The sequence below is a fragment of the Providencia sp. NPDC089933 genome (assembly GCF_049545585.1).
GTDB lineage: Bacteria > Pseudomonadota > Gammaproteobacteria > Enterobacterales > Enterobacteriaceae > Providencia > Providencia huashanensis.
In genome coordinates this window covers 269,322-289,970 of the sequence record NZ_JBMWDT010000004.1, presented here as the reverse complement: position 1 = coordinate 289,970, position 20,649 = coordinate 269,322, and the positions used below count along the sequence as shown (strand labels likewise).

Here is a 20,649-nt window from a genome sequence, read left to right as displayed (position 1 = left end):
TCAGTAGCTACTTGCGAATTTCAGCAAAGGTGGCATTCAGTACGTTAGCGAGGTCTGTGGGGGCGAGCTCAATATCTAATCCACGTTTTCCCCCAGAAATAAACATCGTCGCATATTGTTGTGCTTGGTCATCGATAACGGTGGGCAGACGCTTCTTTTGGCCTAATGGGCTAATCCCCCCAAGCAAATACCCCGTTGTTTTTTGGGCTATCTGAGGGTCGGCCATTTCAACTTTTTTTACTTTAAATACTTTGGCGACTAACTTTAAATCTAATTGACCTGAAACAGGGGTGACAGCAACGGCTAATGTTTTTTGGTCACCATTTAAGGCGACTAAGAGTGTTTTAAATACCTGTTTGGCATCTAACCCGAGCTTACGCACTGCTTCATCACCAAAGTTACTTTCATTGGGGTCATGTTCATAGGGATGCAGTGTAAATTGAATTTTTTGTTTTTCGAGTAATTTAACGGCTGGAGTCATTCTTTTGCCTTTTATTGAGTTATGACTTACTAACGCAAATATTCAACAAGACTATTTTCACCAAATAAATGCAATGCGCCCACGGCGACAACATAATTTCCATCAGGGAGCGCTTTGAGCTTCTTTCCCCAATCTGCATTACGTTGATTCATTAATACTTGATATGTCCCTTCGCTAAAGGTATTTGGGAGAATCGTTCGATTATTGGGTTGGTAATCTAGCCACCAACCTATCATGGTTTGCAGTAAACGTGCGTTTTCTCGCCAGTGAACCAGTGAGTCTTGTAATAACGTAAGCCCATTATTAGGCAAGGAAAGCAACAATTCAACTTGGGAATGGGTTCCCTCAAGCTCGATAATAGGTTTATTCTGCGATTGGGCACTGCGGAGTAATTGATAGTCTATGCCATAATGACCGCGCAAACCCAGTTCTTGGGCTTGTGTTGCTTGTAAGATCAACGCGATTTGCCATGAAGGTAGTGCGTCAAAGCGTTCAGGTGATTGGTGTATTTCTTGGCAAGACTGTAAGAAAAGACTGAACTCTTTATCAGTTAACCGCTGTTGGACTGGAGGTAGCTCAGTATTACCGTCAGAAAAAGGTGAGTGGGTATCAGTAATATCCGCTTCAACAATCAATGCATCTGCTTGGTTAAGTTTGTCTAATAGTACACTAGATAAGGGAAACATATTTTCTGTTCCCATATGAATACTGCCCACTATGTGCAGTTTGAGGTACTTTGATAGTCGAACATCAATGGCGGGATAAGGATAGACTGGCGCAGTTTCCATATGGAGCCAATTTTTTAAATTTTCGATAAGTTTTCCCATGTTCCCTACCCAATTCTTAGTTAGACAACTAGGTTAAACAATCTTTGGTCATTTTGCGAATGTTGAACGTCAATTGCGCATTTTTAGTGTGTTTGTCATTAAAAGTGATTAAATAAAGGGTGGATAAAACCGAGGAAATAATGCCTCTATAATAGAGGCATTATCAGTGATTAACTTTGCTTATTGATATTTTTAAACACGCTTAACAACGTAAATAAGCTAAAGGAACTAAATACCATTTCAATACCAATCAATGTTGTCAGTAAAGTGATTGACGTAATTGGGCCGTTTCCGATGAGTAAATAGGCGATAAAGAAATCTAAAAGACCAATAATAATTTGCAACCAACCGCTAGCGGAGCTGATTTGTTGGAAGCCAACATATAGCCGAATAACACCACCAATAATAAAAAGAGCGGCTACAAAAATGGCGAGAGCAATTAGACTTTGGAGCGGGTCTTTGATAAAGGAATAGCCAACAATGATATAGATTAGCCCAATAATAAAGCCAAATAAGCGTGACCACCCCGTGTAAATAACGGTGCTTAAGATGCTCACAATTGCGCCAACACCACCAATAATAAGCAAAACACCTAGTACTGTACTGACGGCGATACCAGATATCATTGGGTTAATAATACAAAAAATCCCACCTGCTAATAGTAAAAAAGATAATATTAACAAAATGGTGCGCTGTTTTTTAAACTCTTCACTAGCGAGTTTTGCGAGCTTATCACTATCAATATTAAGCATTTTGTACTCCAAATATTAAATAACGGGATATTTAACATTATAGACTTCGCTTTCAATTAATAACATATAAGATAATAAGATTTTACTGCATAAAGCATTTTCTGTGAGAATGGATAAAAGGAGAGGAAATCAATTTCCTCTCCTTACAGGGTTATTTCTCAGGTTTAAAGCGTAATAAGCGGTTGGCGTTACTGACCACGGTAATGGATGATAAGGCCATTGCTGCACCTGCAACGACAGGGTTAAGTAAAGTCCCCGTAATTGGGTATAAAATACCCGCCGCGATTGGAATGCCTAATGTGTTATAAACAAAGGCACCAAACAGGTTTTGTTTCATGTTACGCAGTGTTCCTTTTGAAATAGACACTGCATCGGCAACGCCATGTAAGCTTTGGCGCATTAAGGTAATGGATGCGGTCTCAATCGCGATATCACTACCGCCACCCATCGCAATACCAACGTCAGCTCGGGCTAGAGCAGGGGCATCATTGATACCATCACCGACCATCGCCACTTTGTGGCCTTTGGCTTGCAAGGCTTCGATTGCTGCTGATTTACCGTCAGGCATTACGCCGGCGATAACTTCATCAATACCCGCTTCTTTGGCTATCGCATTGGCGGTTACTGGGTTGTCTCCGGTTAACATGACTAAACGGAAACCTTGTTTATGTAAACGCGCCAGCGCACTTATGCTGTCTTCACGTAATGGGTCACGGATAGATAATAGTGCAGCGACTTTGCCATCCACCGCTAACATGACAGGTGTTACACCTTGAGTTGCTTGTTGATGCAATGTCTCTTCAATATCGCGGGTGTCGATATTATTTTGTGTTAACAGCTTTTGGTTGCCTAATAAAATGGTTTGCCCATTAATGATGGCGCTGACACCAAGGCCTGCGAGAGTCCTAAATTGTTCATTGGTTGGTAATGTTAAGCCTTTTGCTCGGGCTAATACCGCACGTGCTAATGGGTGATTAGAACCATTTTCCAATGAGGCCGCCAGTTGTAAGGCGGTATCTTGTTCATAACCATTAAATACATGGATATCGGTAACTTGTGGCATACCCTCAGTCAATGTACCTGTCTTATCGAATACTATGGTATCTAATTCACTGGCTTGTTGTAACGCATCTGCATCACGCACTAAGACACCAAATTCAGCAGCTCGACCTACGCCTGAAATAATGGACATAGGCGTCGCTAAACCTAAGGCACAAGGACAAGCAATAATAAGTACCGTGGTGGTAATGACCAGTGCATAGGTAATTTGTGGGGCAGGGCCAACAAAGTACCAGATGGCACCTGAAATCAAAGCAATAGCCACGACGATAGGTACAAACACCGCAGAAATACGGTCAGCAAGTTGGCCGATTTGTGGTTTGCTGCTTTGTGCTTGGCGAACAAGATAAATAATACGAGCTAAGGTAGTTTGACTCCCCACAGCTGCTGCGCGAAATAGCACAGTTCCATCCTGAACTACAGTACCTGCATGGACTTGGTCACCCTTGCTTTTTTGCTGAGGGATTGGCTCACCAGTTAGCATTGCTTCATCTAGCCAGACTTCTCCTTCAATGATTTCACCATCGACAGGTACGCGGTCGCCCGTCGCTAAGCGTAACACCATCCCTTTTGTCACCTGCTCTAATGGCATATCCACTTCGCCTTGCTCTGTGACGACACGGGCAGTGGGGGGCGTTAAATCCAATAGCCTTTCGAGAGCTTTTGATGAACGCTGACGAGCACGTTGCTCTAGCGCATGGCCTAGGTTAATCAGACCGATAATCATTGCACTGGCTTCGTAATAAAGGTGCCTTGCCTGATCAGGAAACCACTCTGGCCAAATATTGACGACGATAGAGTAAAGCCAAGCTGCACCTGTTCCTAGTGCAACTAGGGTATCCATTGTGGCACTGCCATTTTTTAGGCTTTGCCATGCATTACGGTAAAAGTGGCCGCCTGCAAACACCATGACGGCAAGGGTTAACAGACCAATGGTTAGCCAAATAGTATGGTTTTGCTCAGTGAGCACCATATTATCGCCCATCATCCCCCAGACCATCACTGGGATACCAAGAGCGAGTGCTAACGCTGATTGCCAGCGAAAACGACGCATATTTCCCTGCGCCACTTCTTGCTGTCGTTCGCGGCGTTTTGCTTCATCTTGAATAATTTCAGCGCCATAACCGGCTTTTATGACGGCGTTAATCAGGTCTTCAGGGACTGCGGTTCCTGTAACTAACGCACTGCGTTCAGCTAAATTTACACGTGCATTCTCAACACCTGGGACGCTATTTAATGCTTTTTGCACTTTACTGACACAACTGGCACAAGTCATCCCGTCTAATAATAATTGAACACTGTCATCGGTTGGTGTTATGTTAGGTTGTTCATCTAAATCAGACTGCTGTGCCGGAATATCACATATTGCCGCTGAATCAGCTTCCGGCTGTTCAGTTTCTATCGTCAGCGGCTCAGTTTTTGGGGATTCAGAACCTTCTTGACTGAGGGATGCTTGATATCCTGCCCCTTCAATTGCACTAATTAGTGCATCAACGGAAGCATGACCGTGAACAACAGCCGATTTAGTATCAACTTCAGCACGTTCAACCCCCTCAACGGCTTCTAAAGCTTGTTGCGTTTTCGCTGCACATTTCATGCAACTTAAGCCAGAAAGAGCTAGTGTTGTTGTATTAGGTAGTGCAAGCTCCGCATGATAACCGGCTTGCTGAACCGCGCTAATTAAAGTTTGTGGATCAGCGGTTCCATAGACTTTTGCATGCGTGGTATCAACAATTGCGACGGCAACACCATCAACAGATTCAAGTGCTTGCTGGGTTTTACCTGCACATTTCATGCAGTTTAGACCGGAAAGCTGTAATTGTACGTCAGGGGTTGTTGCGACTGTAGCTTCATAGCCAGCGTCGGTGATTGTAGGAATAAAATCAGTTGCATCGGTATCACTGTCAAAAACAGCATAGTCGATGGTAACTTTAAGGTTAGCCACATCATCACGACTTTCCAATGCTTTAGTGACTGAACTGACGCAATGCATGCAGCTTAGCCCTTGTAATTTCAATATAACTTTATTACTCATTTTCCAGCCTCCAAACCCTTTTAGTAAATGGGTCTATAATTTTATCTTTAATTTGGTCTATAATTCGTCGATATGCAAAGGTTACACCTTCCAGCAAGGTTAAGGTCAAGAGGAATTATGAATATTAGTGAAATTGCCAAAAAAACTGGCCTAACTGCAAAAGCGATTCGTTTTTATGAAGAGAAAGGGCTAATTACTCCACCAGAAAGGGGGGAGAATAGCTACCGCTATTATCAAGAGAGGCACTTGAATGAACTTGTGTTACTTAAACAAGCAAAAGACGTTGGCTTTACACTGGATGAATGTGGCGAGCTGTTAGGGTTATTCCGTAACCCCAGCAGACATAGTGCGGATGTAAAAAGCACAACTATTGCTAAGATAAATGAAATAGAGCAGACAATCGTAAAATTGTCTGCTATTCGAGATACATTACAAGAGCTTGTCGATGTGTGCCCCGGGGATGATGGTGCTGACTGCCCAATTATTGACCATTTGGCGCGTAGTTGTTGTCACCATCAGAAGGCTTAACTTTCAAAGTGATACCATCAACGGCAACGACGACCACTTCAGTGTTTACAGAAAGAGGGACGTCGCTATAAACACGCCAACTGCCATCGGCAAGGCGTATGCGGCTATAGCCCTCTTCAGTATCGGTTAATAAACGTGCTTTGAAGCCAACCAGTTGGTGACTAATTTGATTGACGTCATCGGCAGTCGTTTTCTTTCGCCCACTTAACCACTTACGCCATAAAACGGCAGACACAACCGTTAATACGGCGAATAAAATTCCTTGCCATTCCCAACCAAGAAATGGCAGTAACCAAGTGAGTAACCCGACGGCAACAGCGGCAATTCCTGACCATAGTAGATAACCGCCAGTACCAAGTAGTTCGGCAATTAGCAATAGCCCACCAAGACACAGCCAAAACCATGCCGGCTGAGCACTGATAAGCTCTATCATTCTGCGACCTGTTTTTTGGTATTGTTGGCTTTTTTACTTTCGCCGATTAGCTCTGTAATTCCGCCGATTGCTCCCATTAGATTGCTAGCTTCTAATGGCATCATAATCACTTTGCTATTTTCAGCGGAACCAATACTGGTTAGCGCATCAGTGTACTTCTGGGCAACGAAATAGTTAATCGCTTGCATATCCCCTGCGGCTATAGCATCGGACACCATTTGAGTCGCTTTCGCTTCGGCTTCCGCGGCTCTTTCCCGCGCTTCTGCTTGTAAGAAAGCAGACTGGCGTTCACCTTCTGCTTTTAGGATTTGGGATTGTTTTTCACCTTCGGCTTTTAAAATAGCCGCTTGGCGAACCCCTTCAGCTTCCAAAATATCAGCACGCTTAGTCCGTTCAGCCTTCATTTGTGCATTCATCGCGCTGATAAGTTCTTTTGGTGGTTTGACATCACGAATTTCAATACGGGTGATTTTAACCCCCCAAGGGTTAGTTGCTTCATCAACGACATGTAATAAGCGAGTATTGATAGAATCACGTTGAGACAGCATTTCGTCAAGTTCCATTGAACCTAATACAGTACGAATATTGGTCATGGTTAAATTCAGTACGGATAACTCTAGATTACTGACCTCATAAGCTGCACGAACAGGGTCTACGACCTGAATAAAGCACACGGCATCGATAGTGACGTTGGCGTTATCCCGAGAAATGACTTCTTGAGATGGGATATCAAGGACTTGTTCCATCATATTAATACGACGGCCTATTTTATCCATAAATGGCACGATGATATGTAAGCCTGGTTGTAAGGTACGGGTGTAACGACCAAAGCGCTCTACAGTCCATTGGAAACCTTGAGGCACTGTTTTAACACAGGTAAAAACAATAACGATAGCGACAAAAATGATAATCGGTATTGCACCATAGGCGAACAAGTCCATATCGACCTCTTAATTAATAAAGTAATGAATAAACTTGGCGGCGATATTTACTTGCTAACGCATCGCCAGTACCCATTGCTGACATGATATCCATCATAGTTTTTTTAACGGCACCTTCACCAGCGCCCAAATCTTTACGTAAGAAGCCAAATAATAATTCCAGTGCTTCTTCATTACGGTTCACTTCATGGAGTTTTAATGCCAATTGTACCGCTAAATTTGTATTTTGTGGTTCTTGGTTAAATTCATCCTGCAATTGTTGAATTTCTGGGGTATCTGCAGCTTGTTTCAGCAATTCAATCTGAGCAACTAAACCTTGATAACGGCTGTCTTTATCTTGTAATGGAACACTATTTAGGGTGATTTGGGCATCATCAACTAAGTTTAAGCTAATTTGTGTTTCTGCCAATAATAGTGTGATGTCACTATTTTTAGGGTTAAGTTGGTTAGCTTCTTTTAATAATGGTAATGCTTCTTGTGCTTTACCTTCCGCGATTAGCTCCGCGGCTTGTGCCGCTTTCATTTCTTCTGGGCTAGGGAGTACCCGAGATAAAATTTCTAGCACAACCTCTTCAGGTTGTGGCCCTTCAAAGCCATCGACGGGGCGACCATTTTGCAATACATAGACGGTTGGGATTGCTTTTAAGCCAAATTGACCTGCAATCATTTGTTCTTCATCACAATTAACTTTAGCTAAAATAAATAAACCTGCATAGTCATTGGTGATTTTTTCCAACAGGGTACCAAAATCTTGGCAGTGTGGGCTGCGAGGGGACCAAAAATAAAACATGACAGGTAAGTTCATTGATTGTTCAATGACTTGATGCAGGTTAGTTTCGTTGATATCGATAATTTGAGCGTTAGCAAACATAAGGTATCTCTTTAGAATTTTTTAACATTAATAGTAGAGTGGGGCTGATTTTGCTTTTTTCAAGCCTTTTTCCCCTGATTTGCCAGTATTTTATCCATTAATTTGTCGGGTAGAATACGTTTAAGTATACGCACGGCAACGGTTAATAATGTGACTGAATAGCGTACTTTGGGGCGTGGGCTTTCTAAAGCATGGATTAGTTTCTCAACCACATGCTCTGGCGTTAATGTAAAGCGAGAAGCAATCCCTGGGTTTTGAATGGGTTTATCTTTTTGAGTTTGTTCGACATTTTGGGTAAATGCAGTATGAATAGGGCCGGGTTCAATTAAGCTGATAAATACACCGCTACCTTTTAGCTCTAATCGTAATGCATCTGACCAAGCTTCAAGGGCATATTTACTGGCTGCATAGGCCCCGCGGCCAGGGGTCGAAATAATGCCCATTACGGAGCTAGTTTGAATTATTCGGCCTTCATGGTGCTCTAGCATGGAAGGGAGTAATTGTAAGGTAAGCTGGTGGACACCAAAAAAATTGGTGGAAAATTGCGCTTCGAGTTGCTCGCGACTAATGCTACTTAAAGGCCCATATACGCCAAACCCTGCGTTATTGAATAATCCGAAAAGCCGATGGTTACAGAGAGATAATACAGTTTGTGCCGCAGCATCTATGCTATTGTTATCATTAAGATCAAGGGAGACAGTGTCATAGCCAAGTGCTTGAAGGCGTAAAATATCGCTTTCTTTTCGACAAGCGGCAATAACATGGTAACCACGCTGGCGTAGGGTTTGTGCAGCACAAAAGCCAATACCACTCGATGCTCCGGTAACCAAGATTGATTTTTTGTTTCGTGCTGATGTTTGCATAACTTTACCTTGATTCCATGCAATTTAAATTATTTCGAGTATAAAAGAGGGCTTTTATACTCTGAGTTTAGCCATTATTTTACTGCTTAGGCGGTAAAATATGCGCAGAAAGTTGCTTTTCCATAAAATCAGCAATTGATGGTTGGGCTTCTACTGTAGGATGAATACCATCTTGTTGTATCCATTCAGGCTTTGTAATCACCGTTTCCATATAAAATGGTAATAAAGGTATTTTATTATTTTCAGCAAGTTTGGGATAAACTTTTTCAAAGCTTGTTGTATAACGTTTTCCATAATTGGGTGGAATACGAATTTGCATTAAGAGCGGTTTTGCACCAGATTGCTCTATTTGGTCGATAATTTGCTGTAAATTAGTTTCGAGATCCTCAACAGGGAGGCCTTGTAAGCCATCATTGGCACCTAATTCAATCAGAACCCAGTTTGGTTTGTTTTGTGTAAGTAAGGTAGAAAGGCGTTCAAGCCCTTGTGCTGAGGTATTCCCACTGATGCTGCCGTTAATAACTGCAATGGGCGGTGACAGTTTCTGCCAACGGTCGGCAAGTAGCGAGGCCCAAGCCTGCTCAGCCGGTAAACGGTAGCCTGCACTCAGGCTATCCCCTAAGATCAATAACTTAGTTGACGCCAGTGCGTGTCCACTCGCGGTTAGTAACAGGAGAAAAACCAATATATGTCGGCGAATAATATTCTTGAAGTTCATCATCTCATTAAACGTGTTGGTCAAGGTGAACATGAACTGACTATATTGCAAGGTGTTGAGCTAATTGTCGAGCCCGGTCAAACAATTGCTTTAATTGGCGAGTCTGGATCTGGAAAATCGACCCTATTGGGGATCATCGCAGGCTTAGATGATGGTTCTAGTGGCACGGTTAGTTTACTAGGGCAAGAGCTAACCCGTATGGATGAAGAACAACGTGCGCGTTTACGTGCTGAAAGTGTCGGTTTTGTTTTCCAGTCTTTTATGCTTATTCCAACATTAAATGCGGTTGAAAACGTGCAGCTACCTGCCTTATTACGTGGTGAATCTGAATCAAAAAGCTACCAACAAGCCGCTGATTTACTGGCTGAATTAGGGCTAGGGAAACGCCTTAATCATATGCCGGCTCAGCTTTCAGGAGGGGAGCAGCAACGGGTTGCATTAGCTCGCGCTTTTAATGGGCGCCCGAAAATTTTGTTTGCAGATGAGCCAACGGGGAATTTAGACCGCCATACTGGGGATAAAATTGCTGATTTATTATTTGCTATGAATAAAGACCATGGCACAACCTTAATTTTAGTCACTCATGATAACGAATTAGCCGCTCGTTGCCAGCGTCGTTTACGGTTAGTTGATGGGCAATTGAGGGAAGAAATATGATTTGGCGTTGGTTTTGGCGTGAATGGAAAACACCATCGCTACTTATTGTTTGGCTTGCATTGACGCTTGCTGTTGCCTGCGTATTAGCGTTGGGGCGCATTAGTGATCGTATTGAAAATAGTATGAGTTACCAAAGCCGTGAGTTACTGGCTGGTGATTTAGTTTTACGTTCTTCACACCCCGCTGACCCAAAATGGTTGCAAGAAGCGAAAAATACAGGGCTACAGCTGAGCCAGCAGATTTCATTTTCGACGATGGCATATGCAACCGAAGATGAAGATGCAAGGCCGCAACTGGTACTAGTCAAAGCCGCAGATAACGCTTACCCACTCTATGGTGGGTTAGTAACTGAACCTGAAGGCTTACAGCCTAGACAAGGGCAGGTTTTAGTTGCACCACGGCTACTTGAGTTATTGGGACTTAAAGTTGGAGATAGCCTCGATATTGGTGATGCCACACTTAAAATTTCAGGTAAATTGCTCCAAGAACCTGATAGCGGTTTTAACCCATTTCAAATAGCGCCAAGGGTATTAATTGCGATTGAAGATGCACCATTAACAGGGGCAATTCAATTGGGGAGCCGTTTAACATATCGCGATATGTTTGCTGGTGATACCGACATGGTCAGCAGTTTTCAACAAAAATTTGATCAACAGCTCCGAAGTGACCAACGTTGGTATACTTTAAGTGAGAATAACGGGGCGGTCGGAAAAACCTTCCAGCGGGCGCAACAGTTCTTGTTACTGTCAGTTTTATTAACCTTATTGTTAGCCATTGCCGCGGTAGTGGTGTCTATGACCCATTATTGTCGCAGCCGTCACCAGTTAATAGCAGTGCTTAAAACCTTAGGTGCAGGGCGAAATGCGTTACGGAAATGGATTATTGGCCAATGGTTGGTGATCTTAATTGCTGCGGCACTACTCGGCTCATTATTAGGGTTGGCTTTTGAAGGCATTTTAATGCAAATCCTTGGGGCCATGTTACCGAAAGAACTTCCATCAGCAAGCTTAATGCCTTGGGTTTGGGCTGTAGGTACCCTATTTATTATTGCTATTATTGTTGGTAGCCGGCCTTATTACCAACTTATGGCAACTCAGCCTTCAAGGGTATTACGGGATGATGCTCAGTCTCCTGTTTGGCCACTATATTATTATTTACCTATCGTAGTATTCATTGTTGTTGGTGGTTTATTTATCTTTGCGGGGGTAAACCCACTGTTATGGTCGATTCTAGCAGGGATTGTGGTTGTTGCTATTTTATTGGCTTTAATTGGTTGGCTAGGGCTATGGGGGCTTCGACATATTAAATTCCGCCAGCTTAGCTTACGTCTTTCTGTGAGCCGGTTACTAAGGCAACCACTACAAACGATTACTCAGATGAGTGCATTTTCATTATCGTTTATGTTATTGGCGTTATTGATCTTAGTGCGCGGTGATCTTCTTGATCGTTGGCAGCAGCAACTTCCTGCGGATAGCCCTAATTATTTTTTGATCAACATGAATCACTCACAGCTTGAGCCTGTGACAAAATTACTTGCACAGTACCAAGTTAAACCGACAGAGTTTAACCCTGTGGTACTTGCACGCTTAACGGATATTAACGATCAATCTGCTATTGAATGGGCAGATGAGCGAGATCCCAATAATAATACGGTTAGGCGTGAATTAAGTTTAACATGGCAATCGGAATTAGCCCCTGCGAATGTAGTGGATGAAGGGACGTGGCCACCTAAAGCGGGTGAAGTTTCAATTGAACAGACGGTGGTTAAAGAGCTAGGTTTAAAAATCGGCGATAAACTTACTTTTAACGCAGGTGCTCAGGTGTTTTCGGCAACAGTAAGCAGTATTCGTACTGTTGATTGGGAAAGTTTACGGCCAAACTTCTATTTTATTTTTTCAGAAGAAACGTTATCGGCCATGCCAGCAACTTGGCTAAGTAGCTTCCATTACGAAGGCGATGGTCAGTTATTGACACAACTTAGTCGTCAGTATCCAACTATTAATGTCCTTGATACTGGGGCGATTATCACACAGATCCAGCAAATTCTTCAGCAAGTCAGCCAAGCTCTTGAAGTAATGGTTGTGTTGGTTATCTTCTGTGGAATACTGTTGCTATTAGCGCAGATCCAAGTGGGAATGAGCCAGCGTGAACGTGAGTTGGTTGTTTATCGCACCCTCGGTGCAAGTAAAAAACTGATGCGAAGAACACTGTGGAGTGAATTTGCTTTACTTGGTTTAATGGCGGGTCTTGCGGCTGCATTTGGCGCAGAAATCGCGTTATGGTTACTGCAAAGTAAAGTATTTGATTTTCCATGGCAACCCGAGTGGCGTATGTGGGTATTACTCCCTTTAAGTGCCGCCTTATTGTTATCTATTTGTGGCGGGTGGCTGGGGCTGCGTCTGGTTGGAACAGGAAACCAGCACAGGCGGCTACCAAATAGTTAACAGGGTGATTTTTAGCGTTAGGCGGTCTGTAATGCTAAAAGTTAACTTAAATAAAGGGGCAAGTATGAGTGCTGTTTGCTTGCCCTTAATCATAGCAGGCCGTTTGTTGGTGTCTCTAGTCAAATAACTGTCTTTAATTCATCACAAAATTGTCATTCACTATAGTTATGATTCCGCTGTCTATTATTGATGGTCATACAGTGGAAATATAACAATGCAATATAACAATTCTATTAAGCGTAAGTTCGGTTCTTTATCTTTGTTGGCAAGTTTAATTACTTTTAGCATTTCAGGGTTCGCTCAACAGGAAGTACCAGCAACGCTGGCTGGGCATTCTATTTTGCCTGTTGATTCAACGGTTTCAGCGCCACACAATGCGCCTTCAGGTTTACAAGTTAGCGGTAAATTTACTACGGGGACTCGTGTTGATACTCTCGGTAAAGTCGAAGGTAAATCTGCTGATCGACCAACAGGGATGTCTATTCCAATTAAAGGTCAACCGCGGCAAGGTCATTCAGGTATCAAGCATATGGCTGATGGTACTTATTGGGTTTTGACTGATAACGGCTTTGGTAACAAAGTAAATTCACCAGATTCTATGTTATATATCACGCAATATGATATTGATTTTAAATCAGGTAAAACGACACCATTGAAAACCGTTTTCTTCCATGACCCAAATAAAATTATTCCTTTTCATATTATTAATGAAGACTCAAAAGAACGTTATCTGACGGGGAGTGATTTCGACCCAGAAAGCTTTCAGTTTGCTGATGGTGCGTTATGGGTAGGTGATGAATTTGGCCCTTATTTAATCAAGATGGACCTTGATGGTAAAGTCTTGGCATTGTTTGAAACCCAAGTGAATGGGGAAAAAGTGATTTCTCCAGATCACTACCAAGTAACAACGCCAGGCAAACCATCTGATACAGTGGCTTTTCAAGTTAATCGCTCAAAAGGTTTCGAAGGGATGGCATCATCACCGGATGGCTCAAAATTATATCCGATGCTAGAAGGGGCAATTTGGGACGATAAAAAGCAAGACTATGAAAGTGTGGATGGTAAGCGAGCCGCTCGCATTTTGGAATTTGATGTCAAGAAACAAGGTTGGACAGGCAGAAGTTGGTTGTATGTCTTTGAAGATAACCAAAATGCGATTGGTGATTTCAATTTAATTGATGATACCCACGGTTTAATTATTGAGCGTGATAATGGCGAGGGGACAGCTGACAAGGCATGTGCAGCGGGTAGTAGTAACACTGAAAATTGTTTTAGTCATTTAGCGAAATTTAAACGCGTATATCGCATTGAGTTCTCGGATAAAAATGTAGGCGGTGCGGTCGATAAGCAAGCATATATAGATTTGATGCAGATTAAAGACCCGAATAACCAAGCAAGAAAAGCGTTAAACGAGGGCGTATTTACCTTCCCATTCTTTACTATTGAAAATGTGGATATTGTGGATGATGAACATATTATTGTGGGGAATGACAATAATTTCCCATTCTCATCGAGCCGTGACCCGAATAAAGCGGATGACAACGAATTTATTTTACTGAAAGTCCCTGAGTTACTAAAACCTTAATTTATTTTATGCCACTTTAACACGATGTTGGGTGGCATAAACTGATACGCATGTGTTGATCCAATATCTGGTCTTTTAGCTTATTTTCCCTTGGTTTTAATCTTTCCCGAGCTAGAGTCTCGGGATTTTTTATTGGGTATTGAGTACAGGAGGCTTCATCATCAATGTTAGCAGTAAAATAACGACAACAGGGGCAGCAATAATTAAAAATGCTGGGTTGAAGCTGCCTGTAAAATCTTTTATTGCGCCAGCGATAAAAGGGGCCAAACAGGCAATAGTAGAAATTAAATTTACCACGGAAAACAATTCTAAATAAGGGCCACGACCAAAATAGTTAGACAGCAGAACACTCGATGCAAGGAAGGTCATACCATACCCAACACCGACACACAGTACGAATAAAATGAGCCATAACCAAGATGTCGCAATGCTTAGGAAAACCACGCCAAGTACCATAATGATTAGACTACCAATTAATAGTTTTTTAGGTTCTAACCATTCACCAGCAGCTCCACCAATAAACCTTGAGAATGCATTAACAAATGCCATTGTACTAAGTAATGAAACTGCAACGGTCATACCAAACCCGCGCTCCTCAATATGTGCCACGGCAAAGCTGTTGACAGTAATGCCACACCATAAAAAAGAGGTGTAGGTTGCTGCAATTAAATAAAATTGCCATGTACGCAGTGCTCTGCCGACAGTCCATACTTCAGCAGTACGATAAATGGGTTTATTGGCATCACTCACTTGTTTTTGCATCACTTTTTTTGCATGAGCTTGTTCTTGTTTGCCTTCGCGCAACATAAAAATCGTGATTAAAGTAACAATGCTCAGGTAAACGGCGCAAAGCACCCAATGCATACGCCATGAGCCGAGCTGATTAGAGGCATAAAAGTAGATCCATGGGCCTGCTACGCCACCTAACCCGCCTATGGTGAAATACATCCCAAAGGCGAGAGATTGTTTTTCAAATAACCGTGAGAGGACATAAGTCCCTGGAACGGTAGCCAGTAGGGTAAAACCTATCCCAATTAGTGCTGTGCCAAGAAAATAAGTACTGATGGTATGTGTGGAGTATAAGTTATAAAAACCCGTGATAAAGACCAATGTTCCCAACAGTAAAGTGGCGCGTACCCCCATTTTACGGATAAGAAGTGAAGGGAGAAAACTGGCGAGACCACAGGTTAACCCGAGTAAAGTAAAACCGAAGCCTGCTTCGCTCCAGCTCCATTTAAGTTCGCTTATCATCTCCGGTAGTACCACACCCAAAGAGGTAAAGGTTGTTGCGGTGGCTAAAAAGTAAACCAGCCCTAAAAGGATGAGAATGCACCATTGATAAAGCGGACTAAAAGGCTGCGAGGACATATTAACTCCGGTAATGCCGCACACCTTGAAACCAGGATACGTATTGATTGGGTGACGGCCAAAAATAGCAGAATGCCCGAAAACATGTTCGGGCATCGATTAAGCGTTATTTTCGCTATTTATTGCTGAGAGTGCCAGTCTAATTTTGCATTTGCCCACTCAATGCCACTTTTGTACTCATTTGGTAAAAGCGGAATTAGGCTATTAAGGGTTGAAATAAGTTGCTGGTAATCATTATGGGCTAAATTTAAATGACCAACTTTACGGGCAGGGCGTACTTCTTTTTCATACCAGTGTAGGTGAATAAGCGGTAGTTTAAGCCAGTCAAGGTTGATATTAGTGCCAATAAGGTTGACCATAACCGCAGGGCTATAAACCTCAGGGGATGGCATCGGCAAGTTTAAAATTGCCCTTAAATGTAATTCGAATTGGCTAATGGAGGCACCGTTTTGAGTCCAATGCCCACTATTATGAACGCGAGGGGCAATCTCATTGATAAGTAAGTTATCGCCAACCACGAAACATTCCATTGCCATGACACCGATATAACCTAATTCATCCATGACTGCACTTAACATCGCCTGCGCTTGCGCTTGTAATGGAGTAGCAGATTTAGGGAAAGCGACGCTGGTACGCAAGATCCCTTCTTGATGAAGGTTATGGGTGATTGGGTAGAAAACGGACTCCCCTGCTTGGTTGCGTGCGCCAATCACAGACACTTCGCCATCAAAGGGAATGCCTTGCTCAACGATGCACTCACCATAAATTTCTGCGGGCAATTGAGTTTCATCGCCGGGGCGCACTCTCCATTGCCCTCGGCCATCGTAACCGCCAGTTCTACGCTTGACGATGAGAAAGTCCCCTAACGTAGCGAATAGCTCAGGCCATTGTTCTGGTGACTCAAGCCGTGCCCAAGGCGCCGTTGCAAGCTGCAAGCTATCAAATAGGCTTTTTTGTGGGAACCTATCCGCTAGGCGTGGAAAAATATCACGATTAATAAAAGCGTTATGACGTGCGAGTTCTTTTGTTAATGGGGTTTCAGGCCAGCGTTCAATTTCCGCAGTGATCACGCTTTGTTGATAAGGAACCGCCTCAGGTTCCGCATCAAGGCCAACAGGAAAAACAGCGATACCTAATGGCTCGCCCGCTTGGCGAAGCATTCGGCCTAATTGGCCATTACCAAGAACGCAGACGGGCTTCATTAGGCTTCCCTCGGATCTGGGTTGTTTAACACATCATCAGTTTGCGTCGCACGCCATGCAGCGAGGCGATTGAAAACGACGGAGTCACTGATTGCGAGTACTTGAGCGGCTAATAAAGCCGCATTGGCAGCGCCTGCTTTGCCTATAGCTAAGGTCCCAACGGGGACCCCTTTGGGCATTTGTACGATAGAATAGAGGCTATCGACGCCACTGAGTGCAGCACTTTGTACAGGAACGCCAAATACAGGAACTAAGGTTTTCGCTGCTAACATACCCGGTAAATGAGCGGCTCCGCCAGCACCGGCAATAATCACATCAAAGCCATTTTCTTTCGCATTTTCAGCGAAAGAAAACAGTTTGTCTGGGGTGCGGTGTGCTGAGACTATTTCGACATGAAAAGGGAGTTGGAGCTCGGTTAACACATCAGCAGCATGCTGCATGGTTGTCCAGTCACTTTTCGAACCCATAACAATGGCGATTTTTGCCGCAGATTGATCAGAAGCTTGGGCAGTCATTTGGTGCTTTCCTGTATTGAAAAAAACGTCACCCGAAGGCGGAGAATTGAATTGTGCCGATCATATCACGACAAAGCAGCAAGGAAAACGTTTGCGTGATTAATAAATAGGCAATCAGTTATGTTTACAACCAAGAAGTTGCAGAAGCGTTATTCGAATGGGAAGAAAATGAGTTCGATACCTTGTTGATTGATAACAAAGGCAGAACCTTCATGATGCCATGCACCTAACACGCCACGAAAATGAACTTTACCACCAATATTGATTTCATGAATAGCAGGGCGGTGGGTATGACCGTGGATCATCCATTGGGCTTGGTGCCTTTTTAGTGCGTCAATAACCGCTTGAGGATTAACATCCATGATGGATTCTGCTTTCATACTGCTTGCATACTGGCTATTTTGGCGCATTTTTTGGGCAATGCGGCGGCGAATAAATAAGGGAAGTGCAAGAAAAATACGTTGAACCCATGGAGTATGGACTTTTTTACGGTAGTTTTGATAAGCGGCATCATCAGTGCATAAAGTATCACCGTGTAAAATCAAAATGCGATTACCATAAAGTTCCAGCAATGTTTCTTGGGGCAAAATAGTCATGCCACATTGTTTGGCGTAACGTTTACCCATCAAAAAATCCCGATTTCCGTGAATGAAATAGCAAGGGACTCCCTGACTTGTCAGTGTTTTTAATTCGTTAGCAACAAGTTGATGAAGCGGGCCTTGATCATCATCACCCACCCAATAATTAAAAAAATCACCGAGGATATACAGGCTATCGGCGTGGATGGCTTGCTGTTGAATAAAATTAATAAAACCGGCGGTGATCGCCGGTTCATCTTCACTCAAATGCAAATCTGCAATGATATAAGTGGACATGCGCTCAGGCTTACTCGCTAACTGTCACTTTCTCAATGATTACATCTTCACGAGGAACGTCTTGGTGGAACCCACTGCGACCAGTCGATACCCCTTTGATTTTGTCGACAACGTCCATGCCTTCAACAACCTCTGCAAATACGCAGTAACCCCAGCCATCAGGGCGCTCTGAGCGGAAGTTTAAGAAGTCATTATCAACAACGTTAATAAAAAATTGTGCGGTTGCAGAATGTGGGTCGTTGGTACGAGCCATTGCTAATGTACCACGGCTGTTTTTGACACCGTTGTTAGCTTCATTTTTGATAGGAGCTTTAGTGTTTTTTTGTTCCATGCCGGGCTCAAAACCACCACCTTGGATCATGAAACCATTAATAACACGATGGAAAATGGTATTATTGTAGAAACCTTCACGACAATAAGTTAAAAAGTTTTCGACTGTGACGGGGGCTTTATCGTCAAAGGTTTTGATAACAATGTCACCGTGATTGGTATGAAATGTAACCATAATAGCTATCCTGAATAATTGTTTTTTATGCGCTATCTTGCGAAAGCGTTGAGATCAGCAAGTTTATATCACAGATAAAACCTGACTTGAAGCAGCAGTACGCATTGTAGCTGTTTTATAGCATAATAGGTGCGTCTTAAATACAATGAAAAAACCGATAGTAAAGGTCGGTTAAACCCTTGCATTCTTAAGGTGAACGGGGTTCAATAACATGATATTTTATCGATAGAAATCGATAATCATTTTTCAAATAAAATGGAAAAGTTCAGATGCTGCAAATTTTTAATACACTAAGTCGTCAAAAAGAAGAGTTTAAGCCCATCCACGCAGGTAAGATTGGGATGTATGTGTGTGGCATCACTATCTACGACTTGTGTCATATCGGTCATGGCCGTACATTTGTAGCGTTTGATGCAATTAGCCGTTATTTACGTTATTTAGGTTATGACTTGAATTATGTTCGTAATGTGACTGATATTGACGATAAAATCATTAAACGTGCGGCGGAAAATAATGAAAGCGTTGAAGCGCTGACAACGCGTATGCTGGCTGAAATGCATAAAGATTTCGATGCTTTAAATATCTTGCGCCCAGACAGCGAGCCACGTGCAACACGCCATATTAGTGAAATTATTGAATTAACCCAAAGTTTAATTGAACGTGGACACGCGTATGTTGCAGGTAATGGCGATGTCATGTTTGAGGTAAAAACTGACCCGAATTATGGCTTATTGTCGCGCCAAGATTTAGAACAACTGCAAGCGGGTGCACGCGTTGAAGTTGCGGATGTTAAACGAAATCCAATGGATTTTGTGTTGTGGAAAATGTCCAAACAAGGTGAACCTAGTTGGGAGTCACCTTGGGGTTTAGGTCGCCCAGGCTGGCATATTGAATGTTCCGCGATGAATAGCAAAACGTTAGGTAACCATTTTGATATTCACGGTGGGGGCTCTGACTTAATGTTCCCACACCATGAAAACGAAATTGCACAATCTACCTGTGCCCATGATGGCCCATATGTTAATTATTGGATGCACTCAGGGATGGTGATGGTCGATAGAGAGAAAATGTCTAAATCTCTCAATAACTTTTTTACTATTCGTGATGTGCTTGAATATTACGATGCAGAAACGGTACGTTATTTCTTGTTATCTGGTCATTATCGTAGCCAACTCAATTATACCGAAGAAAATTTAAAGCAGGCTCGTACAGCACTTGAGCGCATGTATACCGCATTACGAGGCACCGATAAATCAGCTGTACCAGCTGGCGGTGAAGAATTTAAAGCTCGTTTTATTGAAGCGATGAATGACGATTTTAATACTCCAGAAGCCTATTCTGTATTGTTTGATATGGTACGTGAAGTAAACCGCTTGAAATCAGAAGATATGTCAGCGGCCAATGGGATGGCGGCACAACTTCGTGAGCTAGCCGGTGTTCTAGGTTTGTTAGAACAAGACCCAGAAAGTTTCCTAAAAGGTGGCGCACAGACTGAAGATGATGCGGAAGTGGCAAAAATTGAGGCATTAATTCAACAACGTTTAGATGCGCGTCAGAATAAAGATTGGGCACAAGCGGATGCGGCGCGTGATGAACTTACTGCAATGGGGGTGGTGTTGGAGGATGGTGCGGCTGGCACTACGTGGCGTCGCAAATAATACGCGTCATATTTCGCGCTGTAGCGGTGTTGCCATCACTTGGCTACTTGGGTCACATACTTTTGTATGCTCCCCAAGTTATCCGCGTTCGGCGCCTAGCCACAACACGAACTATTTAGCGTATTAATAAGTGTTAATTTCAAGCTGTGGCGGTGTTGCCATCACTTGGCTACTTGGGTCACATACCTTTGTATGCTCCCTAAGTTATCCGCTTTCGGTTCCTAGCCACAATACGAACTATTTAGCGTATTAATAAGAATCAACTTCACGTTGTGGCGGTGTTGCCATCACTTGGCTACTTGGGTCACATACCTTTGTATGCTCCCCAAGTT

At 43.0% G+C, this 20,649-nt stretch carries 19 protein-coding genes; 5 read left to right on the top strand and 14 right to left on the bottom strand.

Annotation, left to right across the window (positions count from 1 at the left end; genetic code table 11):
* Positions 1-7: 7 nt before the first annotated feature.
* From ybaK to copA, 4 genes are all read right to left on the bottom strand, one after another.
* Positions 8-481 (bottom strand): Cys-tRNA(Pro)/Cys-tRNA(Cys) deacylase YbaK, encoded by a 474-nt coding sequence (ybaK, locus tag ACPEH5_RS08625; RefSeq protein ID WP_042848122.1) that lies wholly within the window; start codon positions 479-481, stop codon positions 8-10.
* A 29-nt stretch (positions 482-510) separates the two neighbouring features.
* Positions 511-1,308 (bottom strand): TraB/GumN family protein, encoded by a 798-nt coding sequence (locus ACPEH5_RS08620; protein ID WP_129466318.1) that lies wholly within the window; start codon positions 1,306-1,308, stop codon positions 511-513.
* A 170-nt stretch (positions 1,309-1,478) separates the two neighbouring features.
* Complete coding sequence (locus ACPEH5_RS08615; protein ID WP_042848118.1) at positions 1,479-2,060, bottom strand: HdeD family acid-resistance protein; 582 nt, start codon at positions 2,058-2,060, stop codon at positions 1,479-1,481.
* Between the two features lie 151 nt (positions 2,061-2,211).
* On the bottom strand, positions 2,212-5,154 hold the full coding sequence (gene copA / locus ACPEH5_RS08610; protein ID WP_131680957.1) for a copper-exporting P-type ATPase CopA: 2,943 nt from the start codon (positions 5,152-5,154) through the stop codon (positions 2,212-2,214).
* A 117-nt stretch (positions 5,155-5,271) separates the two neighbouring features.
* Between copA and cueR the strand changes: the two genes are divergently transcribed.
* Entirely contained in the window at positions 5,272-5,682 is a 411-nt protein-coding gene (gene cueR, locus ACPEH5_RS08605) for a Cu(I)-responsive transcriptional regulator (RefSeq protein ID WP_129466317.1), read from the top strand.
* Here cueR and ACPEH5_RS08600 read toward each other — a convergent pair.
* From ACPEH5_RS08600 to tesA, 5 genes are all read right to left on the bottom strand, one after another.
* Positions 5,636-6,115, bottom strand: coding sequence for an NfeD family protein (locus tag ACPEH5_RS08600; RefSeq protein WP_129466316.1), 480 nt, complete (start codon positions 6,113-6,115; stop codon positions 5,636-5,638). The two genes, cueR and ACPEH5_RS08600, sit on opposite strands and share 47 nt — an antisense overlap.
* On the bottom strand, positions 6,112-7,056 hold the full coding sequence (locus tag ACPEH5_RS08595) for an SPFH domain-containing protein (RefSeq protein WP_042848111.1): 945 nt from the start codon (positions 7,054-7,056) through the stop codon (positions 6,112-6,114). Before ACPEH5_RS08595 ends, ACPEH5_RS08600 begins: the two co-directional genes overlap by 4 nt.
* Positions 7,057-7,069: 13 nt before the next feature.
* Complete coding sequence (locus ACPEH5_RS08590; protein WP_042848109.1) at positions 7,070-7,927, bottom strand: co-chaperone YbbN; 858 nt, start codon at positions 7,925-7,927, stop codon at positions 7,070-7,072.
* A 59-nt stretch (positions 7,928-7,986) separates the two neighbouring features.
* The gene (locus tag ACPEH5_RS08585; protein ID WP_042848107.1) at positions 7,987-8,790 is read right to left on the bottom strand and encodes an SDR family oxidoreductase; all 804 of its coding nucleotides are present in this window, start codon (positions 8,788-8,790) and stop codon (positions 7,987-7,989) included.
* A gap of 79 nt (positions 8,791-8,869) precedes the next feature.
* On the bottom strand, positions 8,870-9,511 hold the full coding sequence (gene tesA, locus ACPEH5_RS08580; RefSeq protein WP_042848104.1) for a multifunctional acyl-CoA thioesterase I/protease I/lysophospholipase L1: 642 nt from the start codon (positions 9,509-9,511) through the stop codon (positions 8,870-8,872).
* On the opposite strand from tesA, the gene ybbA reads away from it, so the two are divergent.
* The 3 genes from ybbA to ACPEH5_RS08565 all read left to right on the top strand — a co-directional run bounded on the left by ybbA (position 9,479) and on the right by ACPEH5_RS08565 (position 14,194).
* Positions 9,479-10,165, top strand: coding sequence for a putative ABC transporter ATP-binding protein YbbA (gene ybbA, locus ACPEH5_RS08575; protein WP_042848102.1), 687 nt, complete (start codon positions 9,479-9,481; stop codon positions 10,163-10,165). The two genes, tesA and ybbA, sit on opposite strands and share 33 nt — an antisense overlap.
* Positions 10,162-12,609, top strand: a complete 2,448-nt coding sequence (gene ybbP, locus ACPEH5_RS08570; protein WP_048608057.1) for a putative ABC transporter permease subunit YbbP — start codon at positions 10,162-10,164, stop codon at positions 12,607-12,609. Before ybbA ends, ybbP begins: the two co-directional genes overlap by 4 nt.
* Positions 12,610-12,823: 214 nt before the next feature.
* Positions 12,824-14,194: an esterase-like activity of phytase family protein gene (locus tag ACPEH5_RS08565; RefSeq protein ID WP_042848098.1), complete on the top strand. Its 1,371-nt coding sequence runs from the start codon at positions 12,824-12,826 to the stop codon at positions 14,192-14,194.
* 129 nt (positions 14,195-14,323) lie between these two features.
* Here ACPEH5_RS08565 and ACPEH5_RS08560 read toward each other — a convergent pair whose 3' ends face one another.
* The 5 genes from ACPEH5_RS08560 to ppiB all read right to left on the bottom strand — a co-directional run bounded on the left by ACPEH5_RS08560 (position 14,324) and on the right by ppiB (position 18,659).
* Positions 14,324-15,562 (bottom strand): CynX/NimT family MFS transporter, encoded by a 1,239-nt coding sequence (locus tag ACPEH5_RS08560; protein WP_281110578.1) that lies wholly within the window; start codon positions 15,560-15,562, stop codon positions 14,324-14,326.
* 119 nt (positions 15,563-15,681) lie between these two features.
* Entirely contained in the window at positions 15,682-16,764 is a 1,083-nt protein-coding gene (purK, locus tag ACPEH5_RS08555; protein ID WP_042848094.1) for a 5-(carboxyamino)imidazole ribonucleotide synthase, read from the bottom strand.
* A complete protein-coding gene (gene purE / locus ACPEH5_RS08550; RefSeq protein ID WP_048608054.1) occupies positions 16,764-17,279 on the bottom strand; it encodes a 5-(carboxyamino)imidazole ribonucleotide mutase in 516 nt (171 codons plus the stop codon). The genes purK and purE overlap by 1 nt, the downstream gene beginning before the upstream one ends.
* 149 nt (positions 17,280-17,428) lie before the next feature.
* On the bottom strand, positions 17,429-18,154 hold the full coding sequence (lpxH, locus tag ACPEH5_RS08545; protein WP_042848091.1) for a UDP-2,3-diacylglucosamine diphosphatase: 726 nt from the start codon (positions 18,152-18,154) through the stop codon (positions 17,429-17,431).
* Between the two features lie 10 nt (positions 18,155-18,164).
* Positions 18,165-18,659: a peptidylprolyl isomerase B gene (gene ppiB / locus ACPEH5_RS08540; RefSeq protein WP_042848090.1), complete on the bottom strand. Its 495-nt coding sequence runs from the start codon at positions 18,657-18,659 to the stop codon at positions 18,165-18,167.
* Positions 18,660-18,928: 269 nt separating this feature from the next.
* Between ppiB and cysS the strand changes: the two genes are divergently transcribed.
* Positions 18,929-20,317 (top strand): cysteine--tRNA ligase, encoded by a 1,389-nt coding sequence (gene cysS, locus ACPEH5_RS08535; RefSeq protein ID WP_129466312.1) that lies wholly within the window; start codon positions 18,929-18,931, stop codon positions 20,315-20,317.
* Positions 20,318-20,649: the final 332 nt, after the last annotated feature.